General features: G+C 63.0%; 19 protein-coding genes and 1 pseudogene. 13 read left to right on the plus strand and 7 right to left on the minus strand.

Going from position 1 to position 24,280, the window contains the following annotated elements; translation table 11 throughout:
* Positions 1-175: 175 nt before the first annotated feature.
* Positions 176-847 (plus strand): DsbA family oxidoreductase, encoded by a 672-nt coding sequence (locus GGQ67_RS03890; RefSeq protein WP_183898894.1) that lies wholly within the window; start codon positions 176-178, stop codon positions 845-847.
* Positions 848-1,007: 160 nt separating this feature from the next.
* Here the strand turns inward: GGQ67_RS03890 and mfd are convergent, their stop codons facing one another.
* Complete coding sequence (gene mfd / locus GGQ67_RS03895; protein WP_183898895.1) at positions 1,008-4,508, minus strand: transcription-repair coupling factor; 3,501 nt, start codon at positions 4,506-4,508, stop codon at positions 1,008-1,010.
* Complete coding sequence (locus GGQ67_RS03900) at positions 4,508-4,822, minus strand: FAD assembly factor SdhE (protein ID WP_183898896.1); 315 nt, start codon at positions 4,820-4,822, stop codon at positions 4,508-4,510. Before GGQ67_RS03900 ends, mfd begins: the two co-directional genes overlap by 1 nt.
* Positions 4,823-4,913: 91 nt before the next feature.
* Between GGQ67_RS03900 and recG the strand changes: the two genes are divergently transcribed.
* Positions 4,914-7,031, plus strand: a complete 2,118-nt coding sequence (recG, locus tag GGQ67_RS03905) for an ATP-dependent DNA helicase RecG (RefSeq protein ID WP_183898897.1) — start codon at positions 4,914-4,916, stop codon at positions 7,029-7,031.
* Positions 7,032-7,091: 60 nt separating this feature from the next.
* Here the strand turns inward: recG and GGQ67_RS03910 are convergent, their stop codons facing one another.
* Positions 7,092-8,969, minus strand: coding sequence for a L,D-transpeptidase family protein (locus GGQ67_RS03910; RefSeq protein ID WP_183898898.1), 1,878 nt, complete (start codon positions 8,967-8,969; stop codon positions 7,092-7,094).
* Between the two features lie 404 nt (positions 8,970-9,373).
* Between GGQ67_RS03910 and fumC the strand changes: the two genes are divergently transcribed.
* Positions 9,374-10,765, plus strand: coding sequence for a class II fumarate hydratase (gene fumC, locus GGQ67_RS03915; protein ID WP_183898899.1), 1,392 nt, complete (start codon positions 9,374-9,376; stop codon positions 10,763-10,765).
* 193 nt (positions 10,766-10,958) lie between these two features.
* Positions 10,959-12,566, plus strand: a complete 1,608-nt coding sequence (locus GGQ67_RS03920) for a fumarate hydratase (protein WP_183898900.1) — start codon at positions 10,959-10,961, stop codon at positions 12,564-12,566.
* A gap of 4 nt (positions 12,567-12,570) precedes the next feature.
* Here GGQ67_RS03920 and GGQ67_RS03925 read toward each other — a convergent pair whose 3' ends face one another.
* On the minus strand, positions 12,571-12,855 hold the full coding sequence (locus GGQ67_RS03925) for a hypothetical protein (protein WP_343056464.1): 285 nt from the start codon (positions 12,853-12,855) through the stop codon (positions 12,571-12,573).
* A gap of 283 nt (positions 12,856-13,138) precedes the next feature.
* On the opposite strand from GGQ67_RS03925, the pseudogene GGQ67_RS03930 reads away from it, so the two are divergent.
* Positions 13,139-14,206 (plus strand): annotated as a pseudogene (locus tag GGQ67_RS03930) (GGDEF domain-containing protein).
* A gap of 31 nt (positions 14,207-14,237) precedes the next feature.
* Here GGQ67_RS03930 and GGQ67_RS03935 read toward each other — a convergent pair.
* Together GGQ67_RS03935 and GGQ67_RS03940 are read right to left on the minus strand one after the other, a co-directional pair.
* On the minus strand, positions 14,238-14,849 hold the full coding sequence (locus GGQ67_RS03935) for a pyridoxamine 5'-phosphate oxidase family protein (protein ID WP_183898901.1): 612 nt from the start codon (positions 14,847-14,849) through the stop codon (positions 14,238-14,240).
* Positions 14,850-14,948: 99 nt separating this feature from the next.
* Positions 14,949-15,323, minus strand: coding sequence for a gamma-butyrobetaine hydroxylase family protein (locus GGQ67_RS03940; protein WP_183898902.1), 375 nt, complete (start codon positions 15,321-15,323; stop codon positions 14,949-14,951).
* 193 nt (positions 15,324-15,516) lie between these two features.
* On the opposite strand from GGQ67_RS03940, the gene moaA reads away from it, so the two are divergent.
* The 4 genes from moaA (at position 15,517) to mobB (ending at position 18,711) form a co-directional block, all read left to right on the plus strand.
* Entirely contained in the window at positions 15,517-16,503 is a 987-nt protein-coding gene (gene moaA / locus GGQ67_RS03945) for a GTP 3',8-cyclase MoaA (RefSeq protein ID WP_425503755.1), read from the plus strand.
* A gap of 134 nt (positions 16,504-16,637) precedes the next feature.
* Positions 16,638-17,546, plus strand: a complete 909-nt coding sequence (locus GGQ67_RS03950; protein ID WP_183898904.1) for a DMT family transporter — start codon at positions 16,638-16,640, stop codon at positions 17,544-17,546.
* Positions 17,546-18,193, plus strand: a complete 648-nt coding sequence (gene mobA, locus GGQ67_RS03955; RefSeq protein WP_183898905.1) for a molybdenum cofactor guanylyltransferase MobA — start codon at positions 17,546-17,548, stop codon at positions 18,191-18,193. The genes GGQ67_RS03950 and mobA overlap by 1 nt, the downstream gene beginning before the upstream one ends.
* Complete coding sequence (mobB, locus tag GGQ67_RS03960; protein WP_183898906.1) at positions 18,190-18,711, plus strand: molybdopterin-guanine dinucleotide biosynthesis protein B; 522 nt, start codon at positions 18,190-18,192, stop codon at positions 18,709-18,711. Before mobA ends, mobB begins: the two co-directional genes overlap by 4 nt.
* A gap of 70 nt (positions 18,712-18,781) precedes the next feature.
* Here the strand turns inward: mobB and GGQ67_RS03965 are convergent, their stop codons facing one another.
* The gene (locus GGQ67_RS03965) at positions 18,782-21,001 is read right to left on the minus strand and encodes an OmpA family protein (protein ID WP_183898907.1); all 2,220 of its coding nucleotides are present in this window, start codon (positions 20,999-21,001) and stop codon (positions 18,782-18,784) included.
* 316 nt (positions 21,002-21,317) lie between these two features.
* On the opposite strand from GGQ67_RS03965, the gene GGQ67_RS03970 reads away from it, so the two are divergent.
* The 4 genes from GGQ67_RS03970 (at position 21,318) to GGQ67_RS03985 (ending at position 24,258) form a co-directional block, all read left to right on the plus strand.
* On the plus strand, positions 21,318-22,094 hold the full coding sequence (locus GGQ67_RS03970; protein ID WP_183898908.1) for a transporter substrate-binding domain-containing protein: 777 nt from the start codon (positions 21,318-21,320) through the stop codon (positions 22,092-22,094).
* Positions 22,095-22,202: 108 nt separating this feature from the next.
* Positions 22,203-23,006: an ABC transporter permease gene (locus GGQ67_RS03975; RefSeq protein ID WP_183898909.1), complete on the plus strand. Its 804-nt coding sequence runs from the start codon at positions 22,203-22,205 to the stop codon at positions 23,004-23,006.
* Positions 23,003-23,833, plus strand: a complete 831-nt coding sequence (locus tag GGQ67_RS03980; RefSeq protein ID WP_183898910.1) for an ABC transporter permease — start codon at positions 23,003-23,005, stop codon at positions 23,831-23,833. The genes GGQ67_RS03975 and GGQ67_RS03980 overlap by 4 nt, the downstream gene beginning before the upstream one ends.
* Before the next feature lie 158 nt (positions 23,834-23,991).
* Positions 23,992-24,258: an usg protein gene (locus tag GGQ67_RS03985; protein ID WP_018900581.1), complete on the plus strand. Its 267-nt coding sequence runs from the start codon at positions 23,992-23,994 to the stop codon at positions 24,256-24,258.
* Positions 24,259-24,280: the final 22 nt, after the last annotated feature.

Here is a 24,280-nt window from a genome sequence, read left to right on the forward strand (position 1 = left end):
ACGGAATATGCTGTTGGATCTGATGAAAGACGCTATTCTCATGCCGCATGACATTGATCTCCAATGCGTGTCCAGAACGCCGCGAAACGTCTGAAACCGAATAGAATCAATGTCATGCAACCTGTCCAGAGATTTAAACCGGACAGTAGTGGCCACAACCCGGAAAGGAAAGCCAATGGAACGCATTGTCATCGACGTCGTATCGGATGTCATCTGCCCCTGGTGCTATCTCGGCAAGGCCAGGCTGGAGCTGGCGATATCGGAGGTTCAGGACGAAGTCGGCGTCGACATCAACTGGCGCCCCTATCGGCTCAATCCCGACTATCCGCCAGAGGGCGTCGACCAGAAGGCAGCGCTCGAAAAGAAGCTCGGCGGTGCTGAGCGTGTCGCCGAGGGACACAAGATGCTGACCGAGCTCGGTCGTGAAGTCGGAATCAATTTCAATTTCGACGCCATCAAGATCGGCCCGAACACGCTCGACGCCCACCGCCTCATTCATTGGGCAATGATCGAGGATCGCGACAAGGCCGATCGCGTGGTCAATGGCCTGTTCAAGGCGAATTTCGAGGAAGGCCTGAATGTCGGCGATCACGCCGTGCTGCTCGACATCGCCGAAAAGGCCGGCCTTGATCGCGCCGTGACCGCTTCCCTGCTCGCCTCGGATGCCGACAAGGTCCTCGTCGTCGAGGAAATCGAGTCGGCGCAGAAGATGGGCGTCAACGGCGTGCCCTTCTTCATCTTCGACCAGCAATACGCCGTCAGCGGCGCCCAGACCCCTGATGTCATCGCCGGCGCGCTGCGCGATATCGCCAAGGCCAAGGCCGAAGCCCGCGCCGGTATGAACTGAATTCCGCTGCTCCCTCATTCCTGTGCCCAAGCTTTGCTCGGGCGATGTCACAGGAATCCAGCCGACGCGCGTCCGCGCGGCGAAAAGACTCTTACGGCCCAAGGACTTGGGCCTGCTGGATCCCGGCACAAGGCCGGGATGAGGAGCGTGGTGATCCGTCCTACTTCGCCAGCTCCGCCAGCTGCGTCATGATCACGGCCGCTCCCTGCAACCGCTTTTCCGGCGTCGGCAGGTCGCGGGTCAGGAACACGCTGTGGTCGGGGCGGATCTTCGCCATAGAGCCCTGCTTGGCGATATAGCCCACCAGATTGCCGGGGTTCGGGAATTCCCTGTTGCGGAACTGGATGACCACGCCCTTCGGCCCGGCATCCACCTTCTCGACATTGGCGATACGGCAGAGCGACTTGACGTAGACGATCTTCAACAGATGCTGGACCTCGATCGGCATCGGCCCGAAGCGGTCGATCATCTCGGCGCCGAAGGCATCGATCTCCTTGAGCTCGGTGATCTCGCCGAGGCGGCGGTAGAGCGCCATGCGCAGATGCAGGTCCGGCACGTAGCCGTCGGGGATCATCACCGACGTGCCCACCGAGATCTGCGGCGACCAGCCCGTATCCTGGATCTCATCGACACCCTTCACCTCCGCCACCGCCTCTTCCAGCATCTGCTGGTAGAGCTCGAAGCCGACCTCCTTGATATGGCCGGACTGCTCCTCGCCGAGCAGGTTGCCGGCACCGCGAATGTCGAGGTCGTGGCTGGCGAGCTGGAAGCCGGCGCCGAGGGTATCGAGCGATTGCAGCACCTTCAGGCGGCGCTCGGCCGTCGCCGTCAGCACCTTGTTGACGGGCAGCGTGAACAGCGCGAAGGCGCGCACCTTGGAGCGACCAACGCGGCCGCGCAGCTGGTAGAGCTGCGCCAGGCCGAACATGTCGGCGCGGTGCACGATCAACGTATTGGCCGTCGGCACGTCCAGGCCCGATTCGACGATCGTCGTCGACAACAGCACGTCGTAACGCCCCTCGTAGAAGGCGTTCATGATGTCCTCGAGCTCGCCCGGCGGCATCTGGCCATGCGCGATCGCAACCTTCAGTTCCGGCAGATCGGACTGCAGGAAGGCGTGAACCTCCTCGAGATCAGCCAGCCGCGGGCAGACATAAAAGCTCTGGCCGCCGCGATAATGCTCGCGCATCAGCGTCTCGCGGATCACCAGCGAATCGAACGGCGAGATGAAGGTGCGTACCGCCATACGGTCGACCGGCGGCGTGGTGATCAGCGACAGTTCGCGCACACCCGTCATCGCCAGCTGCAGCGTGCGCGGGATCGGCGTCGCCGACAGCGTGAGAACGTGAACGTCGCTCTTCAGCTCCTTCAGCCGCTCCTTGTGCTTGACGCCGAAATGCTGCTCCTCATCGATGATCAGCAGGCCGAGATTGGCAAACTTGATACCGGAGCCGAGCAGCGCATGCGTGCCGACGACGATATCGGTCTTGCCCTCGGCCACTTCCTTCTTGGTCAGCGCCAGCTCCTTCGAGCCGACGAGGCGTGAGGCCTGCGCCACGCGCACCGGCAGCCCCCGGAACCGCTCGGCGAAAGTCTTGAAATGCTGGCGCGACAACAGCGTCGTCGGCACCACGACCGCGACCTGTATGCCGTTCATCGCAGCCACGAAGGCCGCGCGCAATGCCACCTCGGTCTTGCCGAAGCCGACGTCGCCACAGACCAGGCGATCCATCGGCCGTCCGGCGCCGAGATCCGAGCGCACCGCCTCGATGGCGTTGTCCTGATCTTCCGTCTCGTCATAGGGGAAGCGCGCGGCGAACTCGTCGTAGAGCCCCTCAGGCGTCGTCAGAACAGGCGCATGCCGCGTCAGCCGCTCGGCGGCGATGCGGATCAGGCCGTCCGCCATGTCGAGCAGACGCTTCTTGAGCTTGGCCTTGCGCATCTGCCATGCGCCGCCGCCGAGCTTGTCGAGCTGTGCCTCCGTCCCCTCGCCGCCATAGCGCGACAGGAGATCGATGTTTTCGACGGGAAGGAACAGCTTCGCCTCGTCGGCATATTGCAGCTCCAGGCACGCATGCTGCGCGCCGGCCGCCTGAATGGTGCTGAGACCGATGAAGCGGCCAATGCCGTGCTCGGCGTGGACCACGACGGACCCCTCGTCGAGGCCCGCGACCTCGGAGATGAAGTCGGCCGCCCGCTTGCGGCGCTTCGAGCGGCGCACCATGCGGTCGCCGAGAATATCCTGCTCGCCGATGACGACGAGATTGCCGACCTCGAAGCCCGTCTCCAGGCTGTAGACGCCGGCCGCCGCCTCACCCTGCTCGAGCTTGTCGATCTCCTTGAGCGCCGCAATCGGCTTGACCCGCGCCAGCGCGTGCTCGGCGAGAACCTGCAGCAAGCGCTCCAGCGATCCCTCCGTCCAGGCGGTGATCAAGACCTTGGCGCCGCTCGCCCGCTTGTCGGCGATATGCTTGACGACGACGTCGAACACGTTGACGCGCTCGGCATTACCTCCGCCCTCGGCACTCGGCCGCGCCCAGCGTTCGCCCTGCCGGGCATCAAGATTGATGACGCGGCGCGCCTCGCCCTCATGCTCGTTGAACGGCGTGATCCGCATCGCATCGAAGGCGTCGAGCGTTGCCGCAAACGTCTTGCCGTCGAGATAGAGCTGGCCTGGCACCACGGGCTTATAGGGCGTGCCCTGCGACATGCCCTTCACCGGCTTTCCCGAATTCAGACGCGCGTCGTAATAGTCGAAGACCAGCTTCGAGCGCTCCTCGGCGGCTTCCCGCACCGTGTGGTCGGTAACCAAACGGAAGCCCTTGAGATAGTCGAACACCGTCTCCAGCTGGTCGTAGAACAGCGGCAGCCAGTGCTCCATCCCAGGATAGCGCCGTCCTTCCGAGATCGCCAGATAGAGCGCGTCGTCGCGGGTGGCGGCACCGAAGGTCGAGAGATAATTCTTGCGGAAGCGGCTGATCGTATCTGGTGTCAGCGTCACTTCGCTCATCGGATTGAGGTCGAGCGAGCGTACCTGCCCCGTCGTGCGCTGGCTGGCCGGATCGAAGCTGCGGATGCTCTCCAGCGTATCGCCGAAGAAATCGAGCCGCACCGGCTCTTCCGAGCCCGGCACGAAGACATCGAGAATGCCGCCGCGCACCGCGTATTCGCCGACTTCGCGCACCGTGGCGACGCGGTCGAAGCCGTTGCGCTCCAGCCGCCCGGCGATATCGTCCATCCGCACCTGATTGCCTGGTCGCGCCGAAAACGTCAGGCTCTCGATCACATCCTGCGGCGCCACCTTCTGCAGCATGGCGTTGACAGTCACCAGCACGATCGCCGCATGCGGCTTCTTGCGGTGCGCGATCAGCCCGCCGAGTGCGGCGAGCCGCCGTGCGGAGGTGTCCGCGCTCGGTGACACGCGGTCGTAGGGCAGACAGTCCCAGGCAGGCAGCGTCAGAACCGGAATGTCGGGCGCGACGAAACCGAGCATCTGCTCCAGATCGGCCATGCGTTGCCCGTCCGAGAGCACGTAGGCAACCGGCGCACCGGCGCGGGCAAGCTCCGCCAGCAGCATCGGCTCCAGTCCGGCGGGCACATTGCCTATCGTCAGCGGCACGTTCAGCGCCGTCAGCTTCTTCGCATCAAAACCGGGGATCATCATCCATTCCTGGGCAGGCTGTCGGCGGGGTACTCGAAATCGGGCTTATAGGCGCACAGGCGCGTAAACATCGGCGTCTGGAAACGCTCAGGCGTCGGCCAGGTTCCCATGATCCAGCGCACCAGATCATTGTCCTCTTCCGCCATGATCGTCTCGAACTCGTCGAGCTCCGCATCCGAGAGGCCGGCGATCTCGCGCTCGGCGAACTGTCCGAACACCAGATCCATCTCGCGGATGCCGCGATGCCAGCAGCGGAACAGTATCCGGCGGCGGCGGGGATCGAGATCGGCGCTCGAGAGTGTGACACCTGTCATGGCATAGCTTCCTGTTGATGCGCCTCTATAGACCCTCGAAAGCGGCTTGTCAGCCTTGCCAAGCACGCATTGTTCGTCGCATTTTGCCGGCATGCGCCCCGCCATTCTCGATCCGCTGTTCTCCTCCGTCTCCGGCCTGCCCGGCGTCGGCCCGAAGATCGCCGAACTGCTCGCCAAGCTCTTCGGCCGCGAGACGCCGGAGGATTGCCGCGTCGTCGATCTGCTCTTCCACGCGCCGCACTCGCTGATCGACCGGCGCAACCAGCCGGGCATCGCGCGCGCGCCGCAGGGAGCCATCGTGACCATCACCGGCCGCGTCGACCGCCACCAGCCACCGCCGAACAAGAAGAGCAACGTCCCCTACCGCGTCTTCCTGCATGACGAGACCGGCGAGCTGACGCTCGTCTTCTTCCGCGGCCAGTCGACATGGCTGGAGAAGCAGCTCCCGCTCGACGAAGAGGTGACCGTCAGCGGCAAGATCGACTGGTTCAACGGCCGCGCCTCGATGGTCCACCCGGATTACATCGTCAAAGCCAGCGAAGCGGAAAACCTGCCGCTGGTGGAGCCGATCTATCCACTGACGGCGGGTCTCTCGCCGAAGACGCTGCGCAAGATCATCGAAGCCGCGCTGCCGAAGACGCCGGATTTCCCCGAATGGATCGATCAGGCGCTGGCCGAGAAGCAGGGTCTGCCTTCGACCGCCGACGCCTTCCACGGCCTGCACGAGCCGCGTGACCCCGCCGACATCGACCCGCAGGCACCTGCCCGCCGCCGCCTTGCCTATGACGAGTTCCTGGCCGGCCAGCTGTCTCTGGCGCTGGTGCGCCAGCGATTGCGCAAGGTCGCCGGCCAGCCGGTGCATGCGACCGGCCATCTCAGCCGCCAGATCCTCGAAGCCCTGCCGTTTTCGCCCACCGGCAGCCAGACCGAGGCGATCGCACAGATCATGAAGGACATGGCCGGCGACGACCGCATGCTGCGGCTGCTGCAGGGCGATGTCGGCTCCGGCAAGACGCTGGTGGCGCTGATGGCGATGGCCGCCGTCATCGAGAGCGGTGGCCAGGCCGTCTTGATGGCGCCGACCGAAATCCTCGCCCGCCAGCATCACGCGACCATCGCCAAATACACGGCCGCCGCCGGCATCCGCATCGAGGCGCTGACCGGCCGCACCAAGGGCAAGGAACGCGACGAAATCCTCGAGCGCATCGCCTCGGGCGAGGCCCAGATCGTCATCGGCACCCATGCGCTGTTTCAGGATACCGTCAACTACAAGAACCTGATGCTGGCTGTCGTCGACGAGCAGCACCGCTTCGGTGTTCACCAGCGCCTGCGCCTGACCGCCAAGGGCATCACGCCCCATATGCTGGTCATGACCGCCACGCCGATCCCGCGCACGCTGGTGCTCGCCGCCTTCGGCGACATGGACGTTTCCAAGCTCACCGAGAAACCCGCCGGCCGCAAGCCGATCCAGACGATCACCATCCCCACCGAACGCATCGGCGATATCGTCGGCCGCCTGAAGGCGGCGCTCGCCGACGGCAAGAAGGCCTATTGGATCTGCCCGCTGGTCGAGGAGACGGAGGAAAGCGACCTGATGTCGGTCGAGGAGCGCCACGCCACGCTGGTCTCGGCGCTCGGGCGCGCGATCGGAAGCCAGGTCGGCCTGATCCACGGCCGCATGAGCGGCTCGGAGAAGGATGCCATCATGATGGCCTTCAAATCGGGCGAGATCCGCCTCCTCGTGGCGACCACCGTGGTCGAGGTCGGCGTCGACGTGCCGGATGCGACGATCATGGTCATCGAGCATGCCGAGCGTTTCGGTCTGGCACAGCTGCACCAGCTGCGCGGCCGCGTCGGGCGCGGCGACGAGGCATCGACCTGCATCCTGCTCTATCGTGGTCCGCTCGGTGAAACCGGCCACGCGCGTCTCACGATCATGCGCGATACGGAAGACGGCTTCAGGATCGCCGAAGAGGATCTGAAGCTGCGCGGCGAAGGCGAACTGTTGGGAACGCGGCAGTCGGGAACCCCTGGCTTCAGGATTGCAAGCCTAGAGGCACACGCCGATTTGCTGGAGATCGCCCGCAAGGATGCGGCCTATCTGATCGAGCGTGATCCGGAGCTGACGTCCGAAAGGGGCAATGCGGTACGCACCCTGCTCTATCTCTTCCGCCGCGACGAAGCGATCCGCTTCCTCCACGCCGGCTGACCGCCGATATCACTGGATAAGAAAACGCCGCGCGACCGGTTGGCCGCGCGGCGTCGAACATCAGATCTGTGCGCCGCGTGCCTTGGTCGTGGCGTCGAACGCCTTGCGCACGTAGCTATCGCGGTCGTAGACGTCGTTGAAGTATTGGACGACGCCGTTCTTGTCCGGCCATGCCGTGAAGTAGGCGATGTAGATCGGGAACTTCTGCGGCACCTGCACGGCGTGGTTCTTGCCGGTGGCGATCTCCTCGTTCACCTTGTCGACCGTGGTGCTCAGGACGGCCGCCGCCATGACGCGCGGTTCCTCGAGACGGACGCAGCCGTGGCTGAGCGCGCGCATGTCACGCTTGAAGAAGGTCCTCTCCGGCGTGTCGTGCATGTAGATGGCATGCTTGTTCGGGAACAGGATCTTCAGCTTGCCCAACGCGTTGTCACCGCTCGGTGGCTGGCGCACCGCGACATTCGCGGTCGAACCGTACCAGTCGACGCTCGCGGACGGCACGGCCTTGCCGCCGACAGCGACTTCATAGCCCATGCGGTCGAGATAGCCCGGGTCGGCGCGCAGCTTCGGCAGCATCTCGTTGATGATGATCGACTGCGGCACGCCCCAGAACGGGTTGTACTCGACGGTCTGAACCTGGTCCTGGAAGAAGAAGGTCTGGTTGGTGGTCTTGCCGATCACCGTGCGCATCGACAACTCTTGCTTGTTGTCGTTGTAGTAATAGACCATGTAGGCGGGCTGGTTGATGAAGACGTAGCGTGGGCCGAGATCGGCCGGCAGCCAGCGGGCCTGCTCCATGGCCACGATCAGCTTCTCGATCTTCGAACCATTGCTGTCGCCGCCAGTCATGACACGCACCGTCGCCTGACCGATGATACCATCGGGCTTCAGGCCGCGTTCCTTCTGGAACGCTTCGACGAGCGAGACGATCTCGGGCGAGTAGTCGGTACCGCCGGCATAAGCCGAAAGCGTCGCGGCATTTTCGCTCTTCAGCGCGGCCGAGCCGTACTTGCCGATCGCCTTGACGATGTTGGGGATTTCCGAAGACGTTTCGCCGGGACGCAGCGCGCCGCTGATCGCGATGGTGATCGGCTGCTCTCCGCCGCCCTCGCCCTTCAGCTTCGCAAGCTCGGCCTTCAGCGCCGAAAACTGCGGACCATTCGGCGTACGGCTCGACAGATAGGCGCCGACGTCAGGGCTCATTCGCGCCAGCTTCAGAACCGGATCGAGATTGACCGTCTTGCGGACGAAATCGTGATAGCCGGAAAGTTTGTTCGGGTCGACGCGGCCACGAACCGTGTCCTGCACATAGGCAAGAACCTTGGCCGACAGCTGCAACTCGAACTGCGTCAGGGCGCGGTCGCGCATCGCGGGATCGGGACTGGACGGATCGACGGCGGGAACCTCGACGGCGTAGTCGGCCGGGTCGAGACCGACGGAACCGGCATTGGCGAGGAAGGCCATCGCCGACTTGGCGCGATCGTTGATCTCGGTGCCGGTCAGCCAGACCATCTCGTTCTTGCTGTCGCCGTAGTAACTCTCGAGCGCCTTGGCGACGTCGACGGGCGCGCGCACCTTCGCATCGATCAGATAACGACGCTGCACCGATGGCGTGGCATCGCCCGGCGTACCGACGGCGGCGACAACGGCGCCCGTCACGACGGGATCGGTGAACTTGCCGGTATCGACAAGCCGCATCGGGTCCACCTTGTAGGTGTAATACTGCGGCGAAGACACCTTCGGCAGCGGCGCGCTGGTATTGACCTGCGGCGGCGGCGCCACTTCGGGAGCCGGATTGACGATCGTGCTCTGGGTACGGGCACGATCGCCTCGGATCATGTCCATAAGCGTATAGGCATGCGCGGGTGCAACACCCATCGCGGCCACGCCGCAAGAAAGTGCCAGTGCGGAAACCGCACCTTTCAAGAAGAATGTCATGCTTTTTCCAGTCCCAGTCTCATGCTGTCTTCGGTGATGGGCTTCGCCCAGCTCAAAACTCTTTTACTCACCCGTCGCCGCCAGGTGACATGGCAGAAACGGGACGCCACCGCCAGCCTCGAGGAACTCGCTCTTACGTGACGCAGCAAACCCGCCGCCTCGTCACAGTTCACACAAAATTATGAAATTATTGGTTAATTTTTTACCTTATTTTCACCTGCCCACACAGTCCCCCAAAAGGTGTTGTTCGATAAAAAATAAGACGTGGCCAAAAAACCACGCACGATACGGTCAGTAATATGACTATGCGGCTCATATTTTTGATCCCCGCTGTTTTCTTGGGCTGGTTTGCGACCTATAAGACGGCATCTTTGCAGCCGCTCACGCGAAAGAAAGGCATGGCCATGACTTCCCCCCGTATCGAAACCGATACTTTCGGCGAGATTGAAGTACAAAGCGACAAGTATTGGGGCGCGCAGGCGCAGCGCTCGCTCGGCAATTTCAAGATCGGTTGGGAGAAGCAGCCGCTGTCGATCGTGCGCGCGCTGGGGATCGTCAAGCAGGCCGCCGCCCGCGCCAACATGGCGCTCGGCAAGCTGGAACCCGCGATCGGCAACGCCATCATCGACGCCGCCCAGGAAGTCGTCGACGGCAAGCTCGACGACCACTTCCCGCTGGTTGTCTGGCAGACCGGCTCCGGCACGCAGTCGAACATGAACGCCAACGAGGTGATCTCCAACCGCGCCATCGAAAAGCTCGGCGGCGTCATGGGCTCGAAGAAGCCGGTGCACCCGAACGACCACGTCAACATGAGCCAGTCGTCGAACGACACCTACCCGACGGCCATGCACATCGCCTGCGTCGAGCAGATCGTCCACCACCTGCTGCCGGGCCTGAAGCACCTGCATGCGGCACTCGACATGAAGGTCACCGAGTTCAGCCACATCATCAAGATCGGCCGCACGCATACGCAGGACGCCACGCCCCTGACGCTCGGCCAGGAATTCTCCGGCTATTCCGCGCAGGTTGCCTCCGCCATCGCCAACATCGAGCTGACGCTGCCGGCCCTCTCCAAGCTCGCCCAGGGCGGCACCGCCGTCGGCACCGGCCTCAACGCGCCGGTGGGCTTTGCCGAAAAGGTCGCCGAAGAGATCAGCGGCATCACCGGCCTGCCCTTCGTCACCGCGCCGAACAAGTTCGAGGCGCTGGCCTCGCATGACTCGATGGTCTTCGCCCACGGCGCGATCAACGCAGCGGCCGCCGCGCTCTTCAAGATCGCCAACGACATCCGCTTCCTGGGTTCCGGCCCACGCGCGGGCCTCGGCGAACTGTCGCTGCCGGAAAACGAGCCCGGCTCCTCGATCATGCCCGGCAAGGTCAACCCGACGCAGTCGGAGGCGCTGACGCAGGTCTGCGCCCATGTCTTTGGCAACAACGCCGCCCTCACCTTCGCCGGCAGCCAGGGCCATTTCGAGCTCAACGTCTACAATCCGATGATGGCCTATAACTTCCTGCAGTCGGTGCAGCTGCTCGGCGATGCCGCCGTCTCATTCACCGACAATTGCGTGGTCGGCATCGAGGCCCGCGAGGACAACATCAGGAAGGGCGTCGAGAACTCGCTGATGCTGGTGACGGCGCTCAACGGCCGTCTCGGCTACGACATCTGCGCCAAGATCGCCAAGACCGCGCACAAGAACGGCACGACGCTGCGCGAGGAAGCCGTCGGCGGCGGTTACCTGACGAACGAAGAGTTCGACCAGTACGTCCGCCCGGAAACCATGATCGGCCCCAAGTAACGTCAAGCGAACTTACGGCAGGTAAGCCGCCCCCAAACCAACGATGACCGACAAGACACCGTCACGACCTCCGTGGCGGTGTTTTTCATGCATTCTTGAGCGTTTTTTGAAGGTTTTAGAATGATTGCAATTGGCCAAACGCCCGCATAGACCGTCTGCGATTTCCATTCAGGCCCGCACGAAAGGTCATTTTATGGCTGACGATCTCTTCCCCCTCGGCAAAGACAGCACCCAGTACCGCCAGATCAGCAGCGACCATGTCTCTGTCGACAGCTTCAAGGGCCAGGATATCCTGACCGTCGACCCCGAGGGCATCCGTCTGCTGGCCGAGACCGCGTTCGCCGACATCAACCACCTGCTGCGTCCCGGCCATCTGAAGCAGCTCGCCTCGATCCTCGACGACCCCGAGGCGACCGACAACGACCGCTTCGTCGCCTACGACCTCCTGAAGAACGCCAACATCGCCGCCGGCGGCATCCTGCCGATGTGCCAGGACACAGGCACCGCGATCATCATGGGCAAGAAGGGCCGTCGCGTCTGGACCGAGGGCGAGGACTATTCGGCGCTCGCCAGGGGCGTCATGGATGCCTACGAGAAGAAGAACCTGCGCTACTCGCAGCTGGCCCCGATCAAGATGTTCGAGGAAAAGAACACCAAGAACAACCTGCCGGCCCAGATCGACATCTACGAGGAAGGCACGGACGAATACAATTTCCTCTTCGTCGCCAAGGGCGGCGGCTCGGCCAACAAGACCTTCCTTTATCAGGGCACGCCGTCGCTGCTGACGCACGACCGCATGATCGACTTCCTCAAGGAGAAGATCCTCACGCTCGGGACGGCAGCCTGTCCTCCCTACCACCTGGCGATCGTCATCGGCGGCACCTCGGCCGAGATGAACCTGAAGACCGTCAAGCTCGCCTCCACGCGTTATCTCGACGATCTCCCGACTGAGGGTTCGGAAAGCGGCCACGCTTTCCGCGACGTCGAGATGGAGAAGGAAATCCACAAGCTGACGCAGCAGATGGGCGTCGGCGCCCAGTTCGGCGGCAAGTATTTCTGTCACGACGTGCGCGTCATCCGCCTGCCCCGCCATGGCGCGTCGCTGCCGATCGGCCTCGGTGTCTCCTGTTCCGCCGACCGCCAGGCCAAGGGCAAGATAACCCGCGACGGTATCTTCGTCGAGCAACTGGAAACCGATCCGTCGAAGTATATGCCTGAGATCGACGAGACGAAGCTTTCGGAATCGATGGTTCGCATCGATCTCAACCAGCCGATGGCCGATATACTTGCCGAACTGAGCAAGCATCCGGTGAAGACCCGCCTGTCGCTGACGGGGACGATCATCGTCGCCCGCGACCTCGCGCACTCCAAGATTCGCGAGCGGCTGGAAAAGGGCGAAGGCATGCCCGATTACATGAAGAACCACCCGGTCTACTACGCGGGCCCGGCCAAGACGCCCGCCGGCTACGCTTCCGGCTCCTTCGGCCCGACCACGGCCGGCCGCATGGACAGCTATGTCGACCAGTTCCAGTCCTTCGGCGGCTCGATGATCATGCTCGCCAAGGGCAACCGCTCCCGCGCGGTCCGCGAAGCCTGCAAGAGCCATGGCGGCTTCTATCTCGGCTCGATCGGCGGCCCCGCCGCCCGGCTCGCGCAGGATTGCATCCGCAAGGTCGAGGTGCTGGAATATCCGGAACTCGGCATGGAAGCCGTCTGGAAGATCGAGGTCGAGGACTTCCCCGCCTTCATCGTCACCGACGACAAGGGCAACGACTTCTTCCAGGAATTCAACCTCGGTTGATCGTTCAGCGGGCAGCGGCGGTCACGCGACCGCCGGCCAACGGGTCTTTGCTTGTCGCGACATGATCGCTCGTGACAAGCACATCGCCGGCATCGATGCTTGCCAGTATTTCCGACGAAAACGCGCCATGAAAGAAGCCCTGTTGCTGGATCAGGAAAAGAGATCCGGCGATGATCGCGGCCGCCAGCATGGCAGCGGGCGAGTTGCGGGACGTCTGCATGGCTTGCTGCCTTCCATTGGCACCGATACGGTGCTTCGAAGGATAAGTTGGCAGCTTGCCGTCGTTCACAAAAGAGCCGAAACAAGACACCCATTGTCAACGCATCGTTGACGACGTTGATGGCGACGAATATCTCGGCTTTATAATTTAAAGAAAAGATACCCTCAAAACGCGTAGGCACCCTCAGGCATCGCGTGGATTCCTATATAAAAATCATATGGATAAGAAGAGCGAAACCAACTGGAACAAAATTCACATGTAATCTCTGGTATATCCAACCTTAATCATTTCAAAACAATTGTAGCTTAAGAAATAAGAGAAGACTTTTGAGATATACCAGAGGAGTGGCCGGATGACGACGGCTGTGGCGCCAAAGACGCAAGTTCCCGATGTGGCAAGCCAGATCACTTTTGCGATGCGCTCCATGGGTGTTGCGCCCATTCCGCGGAATTACGAACTCTTCTACGAAGCTTATATCGGCTCCAATCCGGCGCTGACGCGCGATCTCGCTGCCCTTGGCAACCAGGCGTCACAGGAAGAGCTCGACGAACTTGGCGCCCAGCACTTCAGCCATGGCGCCGGCCGCGTCTTCGACGACGCCCACACCCGCATCGCCGCCGAACTCGAATCGGTACTGCGTGTTCTCCGTCAGGAGCAGACGTCTCTCGAGAGCTACAACAGGCTGCTTGGCGAAACCTATAGCCGCATCACCTCCAAGAATGCATCGAGCGCCGACCTCATCCAGAACGCACTGCATCTCTTGACAGAGGCCACCGGAAGCACAATGGCGCACGGCGAGCGCACCGTCGAAAACGTCGTCCAGCGCTCCAACGAAATGGATCAGGTCCGCAAGGAACTCGACGAGTACAAGCGCATCGCCAACACGGATTCGCTGACGCGGCTCTCCAACCGCCGCGCCTTCGACGATCGCCTCGCCGCCGTCTTCAACAACCCGGCCATGCGCCCGATCACGGCGCTCGTGCTCGCCGATATCGACAACTTCAAGAAGATCAACGACACCTACGGCCACCCGGTCGGTGACAAGATCCTGGCAACGGTTGCCTCGGTGATCCGCGCCAACGTGCGCCGTGACGTCTTCGTCGCCCGCACGGGCGGCGAAGAGTTCGCGCTGATCATCGAGGGCAACACCGCCGACGAAGTCATGGCCATCGCCGAGCGCATTCGCCGTACGCTGGAGGCCACGCCGTTCAAGAATTCGCGCACGCGCGTCAACTACGGGCCGGTCACGGTGTCGGTCGGCGTTTGCATGGCATCGAACACCGAGGACGCGGGCGAACTTTACCACAAGACCGACGTCGCGCTCTAGGGCGCCAAGAATGCCGGCCGCAACTGCAGCATCCTCTTCGAGGACGGCATGCAGAAGGATTTCACCAAGAGCTGGCTGATCTACAAGGCCTGACCGTCGCCGCGCCGCAGGCTCTTGTCGATCGCTACCACATCGTCCTGGCCGCGCGCGCGGCCCATTCGCGATCATATGTCTCGTGATCGAACGCTTCCGTCGCCGCCTTCAGCATCAGGCCCGGCGTCGGCAGGTTTTTCGGATCGACGAAATGATCGGGGTTCCATAGTTCCGAGCGGATGAGCGCCCGCGCGCACTGGAAATACACCTCATCGATCGTCACCACGATGACCGTGCGGGGATGCTTGCCATCCATCTCGAAGGACGACAGCAGCGCATCGTCGTTGGAAACCACGCCGCGTCCGTTGATCCGCATCGTCGTGTTCGAGCCCGGGATGAGGAACATCAGGGCCAGCCGCGGATCGCGCACGATGTTCGACAGCGAATCGACCCGGTTGTTGCCGCGCCAGTCCGGCATCTGCAGCATCTTGTCGTCGACGACGCGCACGACGCCGCCGAGGTCACCACGCGGCGAGCAGTCCAGCCCCTCAGGGCCGACGGTCGCCAGCGCGACGAAGGGCGACGCCTCGATCATCTGCCGGTACAGAGGCGTCAGATAATTCGTCACCTTCGCCACGGAAGCTTCCGACACGCCACCGCCGTAGATCGCGGCCAGTTCCTCGACGGTCTCGATGATTTTCATGACTGTGCCATCGCCTTGTTTCATCACGGTAATTAGCCGCCTAAGATGACACGGGAGTGACACGCGGCATCTGGCGTTGCGATCGGGCCCGTGTCGCGCCTAGCGAGGCTTTTCCGATGTATCGCGGTTCATGCCTTTTTCGCTGAGTTCGCTCTCATAGGCGGCGAAGAGTTCCTCGCCGCGCTCGCCGAGTTCACGCAGATAAGACCATGTGAAGATGCCTGTGTCGTGCATGTCGTCGAAGCCGATCCTGACTGCGTAATTGCCGGTCGGCGTCATCGAGATGATCGCGACGTTGCGCTTGCCGGGAACGGTGACCTTCTGGCCCGGTCCATGGCCCTGCACTTCCGCCGATGGCGACAGCACGCGCAGCATCTCGGCGCTGAGCGTGAAACTCTCGCCGTCGTTGAAGGTGACGATCAGCCGCTGCCGATCCTTCGATACCTTCAACTCAGTTGGCCAGATGTCGCTCATGAGAATGCTCCTCTTCGTTTTGAGGAGTAGGCAATGCGCCTCTTTGAGGCAAGTTCAAATTAGCGTATGCGTGCCGCCTATTGCTTGACGCTGCCCCGCACAGTACGCACATTGGGTATGATTGGAGGCTGTATTGAACAGCAAGGTTGGAACGATCGCCAACGCCGCATCCCTCGTGGCCGATGCGAAACCGATGATCGACCCGTTTCAGCGGGCCGTTACCTATCTGCGCGTCTCGGTGACCGATCGCTGCGATTTTCGTTGCACCTATTGCATGGCCGAGAACATGAACTTCCTGCCGAAGAAGGATCTTCTGACGCTGGAGGAACTGAACAGGCTCTGTTCCGCGTTCATCGCCAAGGGCGTCCGCAAGCTCAGGCTGACCGGCGGCGAGCCGCTGGTGCGCAAGAACATCATGCATCTCGTGCGCGAACTCGGCAAGCGGATCGGCTCCGGCCTCGACGAACTGACGCTGACCACCAACGGCTCGCAGCTCGCCCGCTTCGCCGACGAGCTCTACGATTGCGGCGTTCGCCGCATCAACGTATCGCTGGATACGCTTGACCCGGACAAGTTCCGGGAGATCACCCGCTGGGGCGATTTCCACAAGGTCATGGAAGGCATCGATGCCGCCCAGAAGGCAGGCCTGCACATCAAGCTCAACGCCGTCGCGCTCAAGGATTTCAACGACGTCGAGATGCCCAAGATGATCCGCTTCGCCCACGGCCGCGGCATGGACCTGACCGTCATCGAGACCATGCCGATGGGAGAGATCGAGGAGGATCGCACCGATCGCTATCTGCCGCTCTCTAAGCTGCGCGCCGATCTCGAAAAGCAGTTCACGATGAGCGAGATCGGCTACCGCACGGGTGGCCCCGCCCGCTACGTCACCGTCGAGGAAACCGGCGGCCGCATGGGCTTCATCACGCCGATGACCCATAATTTCTGCGAGAGCTGCAACCGTGTCCGCCTCACCTGCACCGGCACGCTCTACATGTGCCTCGGCCAGAACGATGCCGCCGACCTGCGCTCGGCCGTGCGCGCCACCGAAGACGACGGATTGCTCTACGCGGCCATCGACGAAGCCATCTCCCGCAAGCCCAAGGGCCACGACTTCATCATCGACCGCACCCACAACCGCCCCGCCGTCAGCCGCCACATGAGTGTCACCGGCGGGTGACCCGCAACATCACGGTCGTCTGAACGGCTCCATTGTGCACTGCGCAATCGAATTATCGCGCTTGCTCCCAGCATTCGATTCCAATCGCCACGCTCCCGCTCTAAAAGAGCGCGGGACGGAATCGGAATCGCTTCATGCCGCGGTCAAGCAATACTCAGGGTGCGATCTACATGACGATCGCGATGGCCTTTTTTTCCGCGGGCGACGCCCTGTCGAAATCGGTCATATCGGAAATGAACGCAGGCCAGATCATGTTCATGCGCGGGGTCATCACCAGCGCGCTGGTGTATCTGATCGCGCGCCACATGGGTGCGTTGCGCTGCTGGCGCATCCTGCTCCAGCCCATGGTCGCCATCCGCGTGATCTGCGAAATCCTCGCCGCCGCGACCTACATCACCGCGCTCGGCATGATGCCGCTTGCCAATGCATCGGCGATCCTGCAGTCGCTGCCGCTGGTCGTCACCTTTGGCGCGGTGCTGTTCTTCGGCGAGCCCGTTGGCTGGCGGCGCATGCTGGCCATATTGGCCGGCCTGATCGGCGTCATGATCATCGTCCGCCCCGATGCCGGCGGCTTCACCTCGGCGGCGCTGCTTTGCATCGCCAGCGTGCTCGTCACCGCCGGCCGCGACCTCGCGACGCGCAGGATCGATCCCGAAATCCCCTCGCTGATGATAACGGTCATCACCGCCATGGCGGTTACCGTGTTCGGCGCTCTGCTGACACCCGTCCTCGGCGGCTGGCGGCCAGTCAGCGCGACGTCGTTCTCGCACATCGCGGTTGCCGCGGTCACGGTACTGGTGGGCTACCAGTGCATCATCGCCGCGATGCGAACGGGCGAAATCTCCTTCGTCGCGCCGCTGCGCTACACCAGTCTCATCTTCTCGGCGCTGCTCGGCTGGGTCTTCTTCTTCGAAGTCCCGGATCGCTGGACCGTGATCGGCGCCTTGATCGTTATCGCCTCCGGGCTCTACACTTTCTATCGTGAGGCCAAGCGGCGCGGCGCGCCGGTCGCACAGGAATCCGAACCGAGAGTACCGGTCTGATGGTCAACCCGACAGCAAGCGGCTTTACGCTCGAGCGATCCAACATCCCAGGCGTCGTGCTTGCCGGCGGCCGCTCCTCGCGCATGGGGCGCGACAAGGCAGGTGTCGCGCTTTCGGGCCGCACGCTTCTCGATCGCGTCATCGAGCAGCTCTCGCAGCAGGTCATCTCGGTCGCCGTCAATGCAGACACCGTCCCCGATCGCTGCGACCGGCCGTTCATTCCCGATATCATCCCCGGCAAGGCCGGCCCCATGGCCGGCATCCACGCCGCCATGGCGCACGGCGCGCGCCTGCCCCGCGTCACCCATGTCGTGACCGTATCCGTAGACAGCCCCTTCTTCCCGCACGATCTCGTCGACTGGCTGGCAGCCGCCATCGACACGCCCGCGAAGATCGCCATCGCCACCTCCGAGGGGCGCAGCCATCCCGTCTTCGGCCTCTGGCCGGTCGCACTCGCAAACGACCTGGAAAGCTGGATCGCAACCGACGAGAAACGCAGCGTTCGCGACTTCCTGTTACGGCATGACGTTGCGGAAGTTGCCTTCCCGCTGCGGCCGACCCGGGCAAGCCTGCTCGACCCGTTCTTCAACGTCAATACGCCCGACGATCTCGCCGAGGCGGAGCGCTGGATGAAGGTGCTGACATGACCGGGCGGCCAGGAATCTTCGGCATTTCCGGCTGGAAGAATTCAGGCAAGACCGGGCTTGCGGTCCGGCTCGTCGAGGAATTCACCCGCCGCGGCTACCGGATATCGACGATCAAGCATGCCCATCATGACTTCGACATCGACAAGGTGGGCGCCGACAGCTACCGGCATCGGCAGGCGGGCGCGCATGAGGTGACGATCGTGTCGGGCACGCGCTACGCCATCATGCACGAGCTGCGCGGCGCCGCCGAACCGAGTTTCGAAGAGATCCTTTCGCGCATCGCCCCCTGCGATCTCGTGCTCATCGAGGGCTACAAGCGCGAGCCCATCCCGAAGATCGAGGCCCGTCGGCTGGAGGCGGCAAACCGCGAACCGCTCGCGCCCGCCGATCCCCATATCGTCGCCATCGCCACAGATCATCCGGTCACGGATACCACCCTGCCCGTCTTCGATCTCGACGACACGCTCGCCATCGCCGACTTCATCGCGAGAACCATCGATCTCCCGCCGCTGACGTGAGCAGCGGTCGAAACGGGAAAGGCCGCCGATCGCCCGGCGGCCCTTCGCTTGTCGATACCTGCCGGCGTCCTTAGTTGTTCGACGCGACCGGCCTTACCAGCGCCGTCACGCGGCGAATGGTGACGCGGCGGTTTTGCTGCTCGGCCGACTGCGTGTTGACCTTCAGGTAACGCTCGCCATAGCCCTGGGTCGCCAGGTTTTCCGGCGGGATGCCATAGACATCGGTCATCACATTGGCCACCGATTCCGCGCGCTGGTCGGACAGGATCAGGTTGCTCTGGTCGGAGCCCACGGCGTCGGTGTGGCCTTCGACCAGGAAGGTCTCGGTCGGGTCCTTCTTCAGCACCTCGTTGATCGCGTCGGCCACCTTGCGCAGGCTGCGCGCCTGGCTCATTGGGATCTCGGCGCTGCCGGTCGCGAACGTCACGGTATCCAGGTCGATACGGCGAACCTTGTCACGGATACGGGCCGAATACTTGACTTCGTTGAGCGAGTAGACGCGCTCGACTGGCTCGACCGGCGGCTCGCGCAGGAAGTCGTAATAGTCGCGGCCTTCGTCGCTGCTGGTATCCATGATGTAGTCCTGCAGCGGAATGCGCAGGCGCATGGGGGGCAGCTCGGCGCCCGGATCGTCGAAGTAGTCGCGGTCCGGATTGTCGTAGAGCTCGGGCGTGTAATAGAGCACCTGCTCACGACCGCGATTGTCGAGGCGCGAACGCTGGATGATATCGCCGTAGCGGTTGCGTACCGTCACGATCTGGTAGCCGTCGCGATCGATCGTCTCGCGATAGCGGTCGCGCGGCAACTGCTCGTAGATCGGTCGCTCGCCGTCGCGCAGGAACCGGCGGTCGTCGTCGCCACGAACGTAGGTCTGGTTGTTGAACTGGATGATGACGCGGTTGTCGTCGCCACGCTGGCCGAAGTTCGCGCCGTCGGGACGGGCAAATTGCGGCCTCCGATCGAGACGCCGACCCTGCTCGCTGGTGATCGCCTCGATCTTCAGCGGCGCCGGCTGCGCCCCACCCGGCGCCATCTGCGCGTCGGCGTCGGACTTCGGCACGCGCACCTGCTGCTCCTGCCCGCGCTGCCTGTCGCGGTCGCGGCGAGACTGCACGCCACCGGAGCGATCCGCGTCCTTGTCGCTGTCGAGAACGGCAGCGCCGTTCTGGACCGGCAGAACGACCGTCTCCGTGCTCTTGCTCGGATCGGCGGCGATTTCCTTGCGACGCTCGAGTTCCTGCGGCGTCACCTTCTCGGGTGCCGGGATCGGCTGCTCGGTCTGCGCGACGGGTGGCTGACCTGCTGGCGGCTGACCGGCCTGGCCGGCTGGCTGCTCGACGGGAGTGCCGTCCGGCTGGGTCGGAACGACCTGCTCGCCCTGCTGCTGGGCGGGTGCTTCGCCGGGGTTCGCCTGTGGCTGCGCCTCGGCAGGCTGCCCGGCTGGAACCGGCGCCTTGCCGGTTGCGGGCGTTTCCTGCGGCTTCGCGGCGTTGTCGGGGGCTGGCTGCTCGCCGGCCGGAGCGGTCTCGGCGGCAGGCTTTTGAGCCGGTTCGGCCTGCGGTGCTTCTGCCGCTGGCTTCTTGCGCGGCTTTTCCGGCTGCTCACCGCCATCGGCGGCGGCCGGCTTGCCGTTCTTGCGCGGCGGCTTTGCTTGCTCGGGCTCCGACTGAGGCTGCGCCTGTTCGGCCTGCGGCTGTTCCGCCTGTGGAGCGGCTTGGTCCTGCTGCTGCTGTTCACGCTTCTTGCGGCGCGGCTGTTCGGCCGGCTGCTCGGCGCCCGGCGCTACCTGTTCCTGCTGCTGTTCGGCGGCGGGTTGCTTCTGGCGGCGCGGCTTCTCGGCCGGCGCTTCCTGCTGGGCGGGCTGCTCGGCGGCGGGTTGCTCGGCGGCGGGTTGCTCTGCTGCGGGCTGTTCGGCGGCGGGCTCACGCTTTCTCGGCTTTTCCGCCGGCGCTTCGGCCTGCGGCGCCGGCTCCGCGGCCGGTGGCGGCGGCGCTTCGGCGGGTGCTTCCTGCTTGGGTGCGGGTGGTGCCTCGGCCGGCGGCTCGGCAGCCTGAGGCGCTTCGGCTGGCGCCTGCTGCTGTTCCTGTTCCTGCTGCTGACGCTTCTTCAGGAGCTCTTCTTCGGAAGTTGCGTCCTGCGCGACATCGTAGCTGCCCGCGGCGACCCGATTTGTCGCTCCGACCTCTTCCACGCTCGACGCTGCCGCAAACACGTGCGCCGGAGGCAGCACAAGCGACAGGGACAGAAGCGGAAAGGCCGCGCTGGCAAACAATCTGGATTTCATTCCCATAGGGTTCCTCGTTCCTTGTTTTATTCTTCGCGTTCGCAACGACGTCTCTTTTCGGCACGCAAACAAGCCTTGCTAAACCGAGCACGCCAGGATTCGTTCCATGGTCTTATGAATTGCCGCATTAACCCGGTATGAATATGACGGTCCGCGAAGGTTCAGCTTTGCCATGGTTGCGATGCACAAGAAGCCAGTGAAAGCAGTTGCAATTCACGCAAAAAAGGTTTGATTATCGCGGCAAGGCGTTGCAAAGCAGCGTCCTGCTTCATGCCCCAAAAAACAAAAGGATGGCATGCGGCAACCAACAGAGAGGACTCACATGCATATCTCCACCCGTTTTCTCGCAGCCGCCTCGATCGCCGCGATGTCTCTTTTCGCGGGCTCGGCCATGGCCGATGGCGAGAAGTATGTCATCGGTACGGACTCGACCTACCCGCCCTTCGAATATGTTGACGCCAGCGGCCAGTTCCTCGGCTTCGACATGGATATCGCCCGCGCGCTCTGCGCCCAGATGAAGGCCGACTGCACCATCGTCAGCAGCGATTGGGACGGCATCATCCCCGGCCTCAACGCCAAGAAGTTCGACATGATCATCTCGTCGATGTCGATCACGCCGGAGCGTTCGAAGCTCGTCGACTTCACCAACAAATACTACAACACCCCGCCGGCGGTTGCCGTGCCGAAGGACTCCACCGTCACCGACGTTGCTGGCCTCAAGGGCAAGACGATCGGCGCGCAGACCTCGACCACCCACGCCAACTATGCTGAAAAGCACCTGGCCGACACGGAGCTGAAGCTCTACCCGACGGCCGACGAGTACAAGCTCGACATTTCCAGCGGCCGCGTCGATGCCGTCATCGATGACGTCGTCGTTCTGTCGCAGTGGGTTAAGTCGGATGCCGGCGCATGCTGCAAGATCCTGACGACCCTGCCGGTCGACAAGGAAATCAACGGCGTTGGCGCTGGTATCGCCGTTCGTCAGGGCGATCCGCTCCGCGAAAAGCTGAACACGGCGATCGCCGCGATCCGTGCCGACGGCACCTACAAGAAGATCCAGGACAAGTATTTCGATTTCGACGTCTACGGCGCCGAATAAGCTGTAGTCCGCGAAAGAATGCCATGGCGGGAGGCTTGCCCTTCCGCCATTTTTGTTTGACAAAGAGTGCAATATCAAGGCGGCAAAAGCCGCGAGGGGAAACTTGGCATGGGCGGATTGTCCTCCGCACTGGGTTCGCTCTGGACCTGGATTGGATCTGTGTTTGACCCGCTATGCGGACCAGTCGGCATTTTCACATGGCTCGGCCAATCGACGATTCTGGCCTGCGGCGACACCGGCTGGGGCGATGAGATCGCCGCCGGCCTGAAGGTGACGGTCGCGGTCGCCCTCGTGACGCTTCCGATCGGCTTGTTGATCGGCTTCATCGTGGCGCTTGGCCAGCAATCGGAAGAAAAGGCCGTGCGGCTCGCCGCCGGCATCTACACCACCATATTTCGCGGCCTGCCTGAACTGCTGACGCTGTTCATCATCTATTACGGCATGCAGATCCTGATCCAGTCGGTGCTCGCCTGGTTCGGCTACGACGGTCGCGTCGAGATCAACGCCTTCTTCTCCGGCGTCATCGCTCTCTCGGTCGTGTTCTCCTCCTATTGCTCGGAAGTGCTCTTGTCCGCCTTCCGCGCCATCCCCAAGGGTCAGTACGAAGCCGGCGACGCGCTCGGCCTGCATCGCGGCCGTACGATGATGCTGATCATCCTGCCGCAGCTGGTGCGCATCGCGCTCCCGGGCCTGGTCAATCTCTGGATGATCCTGCTCAAGGACACCTCCTACGTCTCGATCATCGGCCTCGCCGACGTGCTGCGCCAGACGGGCGTGGCGGTGAAGGTCACCAAGGAGGCGTTTCTGTTCTACACACTGGCCTGCGCCATCTATCTCGGGCTTGCCATCCTTTCCTCGTTCGGCCTGCGCTATATCGAACGGTGGGCGAAGCGCTCGGAGATCAGCCGATGAGCCATGCAGAGGTCCTGATCCCCCCGCAGCCGGCCCCGAAACACCTCGAAAAGCCGCTGACCTTCGCCCGCGTCATGGGCTGTCTCGTGGTCGCCCTGTGGATCGTTCTCGCGATCGCGCTGGTGGGCATGATCATCAAGGGTTGGGACGTCGAGAAATTCACCCGCTATGGCCCACGCTATCTCCACGGCCTGATGACCACGATCGTGCTGGTGGCGGTATCGGTCGCCTGCGGCGCCATCTTGTCCGTGCCGCTTGCCTTCGCCCGCATGTCGAAGAATAAGATCATCAACGGGCTCGCCTTCTGCTACGTCTACGTCTTCCGCGGCACGCCTCTCCTCGCCCAGCTCTTCCTGATCTACTACGGCCTTGGCCAGTTCCGCCCGCAGCTCGAGGCGGTGGGGCTCTGGTGGTTTTTCCGTGACGCCTGGTATTGCGGCCTGTTCGCCATGACCATCAACACCGCCGCCTATCAGGCCGAGATCCTGCGCGGCGCCATCGAGAGCGTCCCGCGCGGCCAGCACGAAGCGGCCTCCTCGCTCGGCATCCACAAGATCATCGCCTTCCGCAAGATCGTGCTGCCGCAGGCGCTGATCGTGGCGCTGCGCCCCTATGGCAACGAGATCATTCTCCTGATCAAGGGATCGGCCGTCGTCGCCATCATCACCGTGCTGGATCTCATGGGCGAGACGCGCTACGCCTTCTCGCGCACCTTCGACTACCAGACCTATCTCTGGGCCGCGATCTTCTATCTCGCCATGGTCGAAAGCCTGAGGCACCTCTGGAACTGGATCGAGCGCCGCCTGACGCGGCACCTGAAGCGCTAAAGCCTTGGCAGCACTCCCGACAGAGAGCTGCCAAGCTATTGAAAATAAACAATGATATATGCTTTCCTGTAGCTTTTTCGCAAGCTTCGCGTAACCATGTCATGCTCTCATTTCATCTGACGCTAATAAGCGCCGAATGGGAACAGGCGAGGCATCAAATGCACAAGGACATGGAAAGACAGCTTCAGGGTTACGGCCTGACGACGGCCCAGATCCTCTATCGCATGCCGGATCATCACGCGATCCTGCAGACCTACATCTGGCAGGATTACGATCTTGCTCCCGACTTTCCCGAAATGCGCGGCTTCCTGAAATTCTGGCAGGAGACGCTGGACGGACCGCTGCACTCGGTGCGCTACATTCACCGCAAGCTGATCTCGGCCACGGAATGGCGCGCGCTGAAGGGCGAGTTCATCATCAACTGATCGGCGGCCGTCAACCTCGCCA

It is taken from the genome of Rhizobium metallidurans (assembly GCF_014196505.1).
GTDB classification, from domain to species: Bacteria; Pseudomonadota; Alphaproteobacteria; order Rhizobiales; family Rhizobiaceae; genus Rhizobium; species Rhizobium metallidurans.

Excerpts from the sequence above, each read along its gene's own strand:
- GGQ67_RS03890 (WP_183898894.1), top strand. The coding sequence starts at position 176 with ATGGAACGCATTGTCATCGACGTCGTATCGGATGTCATCTGCCCCTGG.
- mfd (WP_183898895.1), bottom strand. The coding sequence starts at position 4,508 with ATGATCCCCGGTTTTGATGCGAAGAAGCTGACGGCGCTGAACGTGCCG.
- GGQ67_RS03900 (WP_183898896.1), bottom strand. The coding sequence starts at position 4,822 with ATGACAGGTGTCACACTCTCGAGCGCCGATCTCGATCCCCGCCGCCGC.
- recG (WP_183898897.1), top strand. The coding sequence starts at position 4,914 with ATGCGCCCCGCCATTCTCGATCCGCTGTTCTCCTCCGTCTCCGGCCTG.
- GGQ67_RS03910 (WP_183898898.1), bottom strand. The coding sequence starts at position 8,969 with ATGACATTCTTCTTGAAAGGTGCGGTTTCCGCACTGGCACTTTCTTGC.
- fumC (WP_183898899.1), top strand. The coding sequence starts at position 9,374 with ATGACTTCCCCCCGTATCGAAACCGATACTTTCGGCGAGATTGAAGTA.
- GGQ67_RS03920 (WP_183898900.1), top strand. The coding sequence starts at position 10,959 with ATGGCTGACGATCTCTTCCCCCTCGGCAAAGACAGCACCCAGTACCGC.
- GGQ67_RS03935 (WP_183898901.1), bottom strand. The coding sequence starts at position 14,849 with ATGAAAATCATCGAGACCGTCGAGGAACTGGCCGCGATCTACGGCGGT.
- GGQ67_RS03940 (WP_183898902.1), bottom strand. The coding sequence starts at position 15,323 with ATGAGCGACATCTGGCCAACTGAGTTGAAGGTATCGAAGGATCGGCAG.
- moaA (WP_425503755.1), top strand. The coding sequence starts at position 15,517 with ATGATCGACCCGTTTCAGCGGGCCGTTACCTATCTGCGCGTCTCGGTG.
- GGQ67_RS03950 (WP_183898904.1), top strand. The coding sequence starts at position 16,638 with ATGCCGCGGTCAAGCAATACTCAGGGTGCGATCTACATGACGATCGCG.
- mobA (WP_183898905.1), top strand. The coding sequence starts at position 17,546 with ATGGTCAACCCGACAGCAAGCGGCTTTACGCTCGAGCGATCCAACATC.
- mobB (WP_183898906.1), top strand. The coding sequence starts at position 18,190 with ATGACCGGGCGGCCAGGAATCTTCGGCATTTCCGGCTGGAAGAATTCA.
- GGQ67_RS03965 (WP_183898907.1), bottom strand. The coding sequence starts at position 21,001 with ATGGGAATGAAATCCAGATTGTTTGCCAGCGCGGCCTTTCCGCTTCTG.
- GGQ67_RS03970 (WP_183898908.1), top strand. The coding sequence starts at position 21,318 with ATGCATATCTCCACCCGTTTTCTCGCAGCCGCCTCGATCGCCGCGATG.
- GGQ67_RS03975 (WP_183898909.1), top strand. The coding sequence starts at position 22,203 with ATGGGCGGATTGTCCTCCGCACTGGGTTCGCTCTGGACCTGGATTGGA.
- GGQ67_RS03980 (WP_183898910.1), top strand. The coding sequence starts at position 23,003 with ATGAGCCATGCAGAGGTCCTGATCCCCCCGCAGCCGGCCCCGAAACAC.
- GGQ67_RS03985 (WP_018900581.1), top strand. The coding sequence starts at position 23,992 with ATGCACAAGGACATGGAAAGACAGCTTCAGGGTTACGGCCTGACGACG.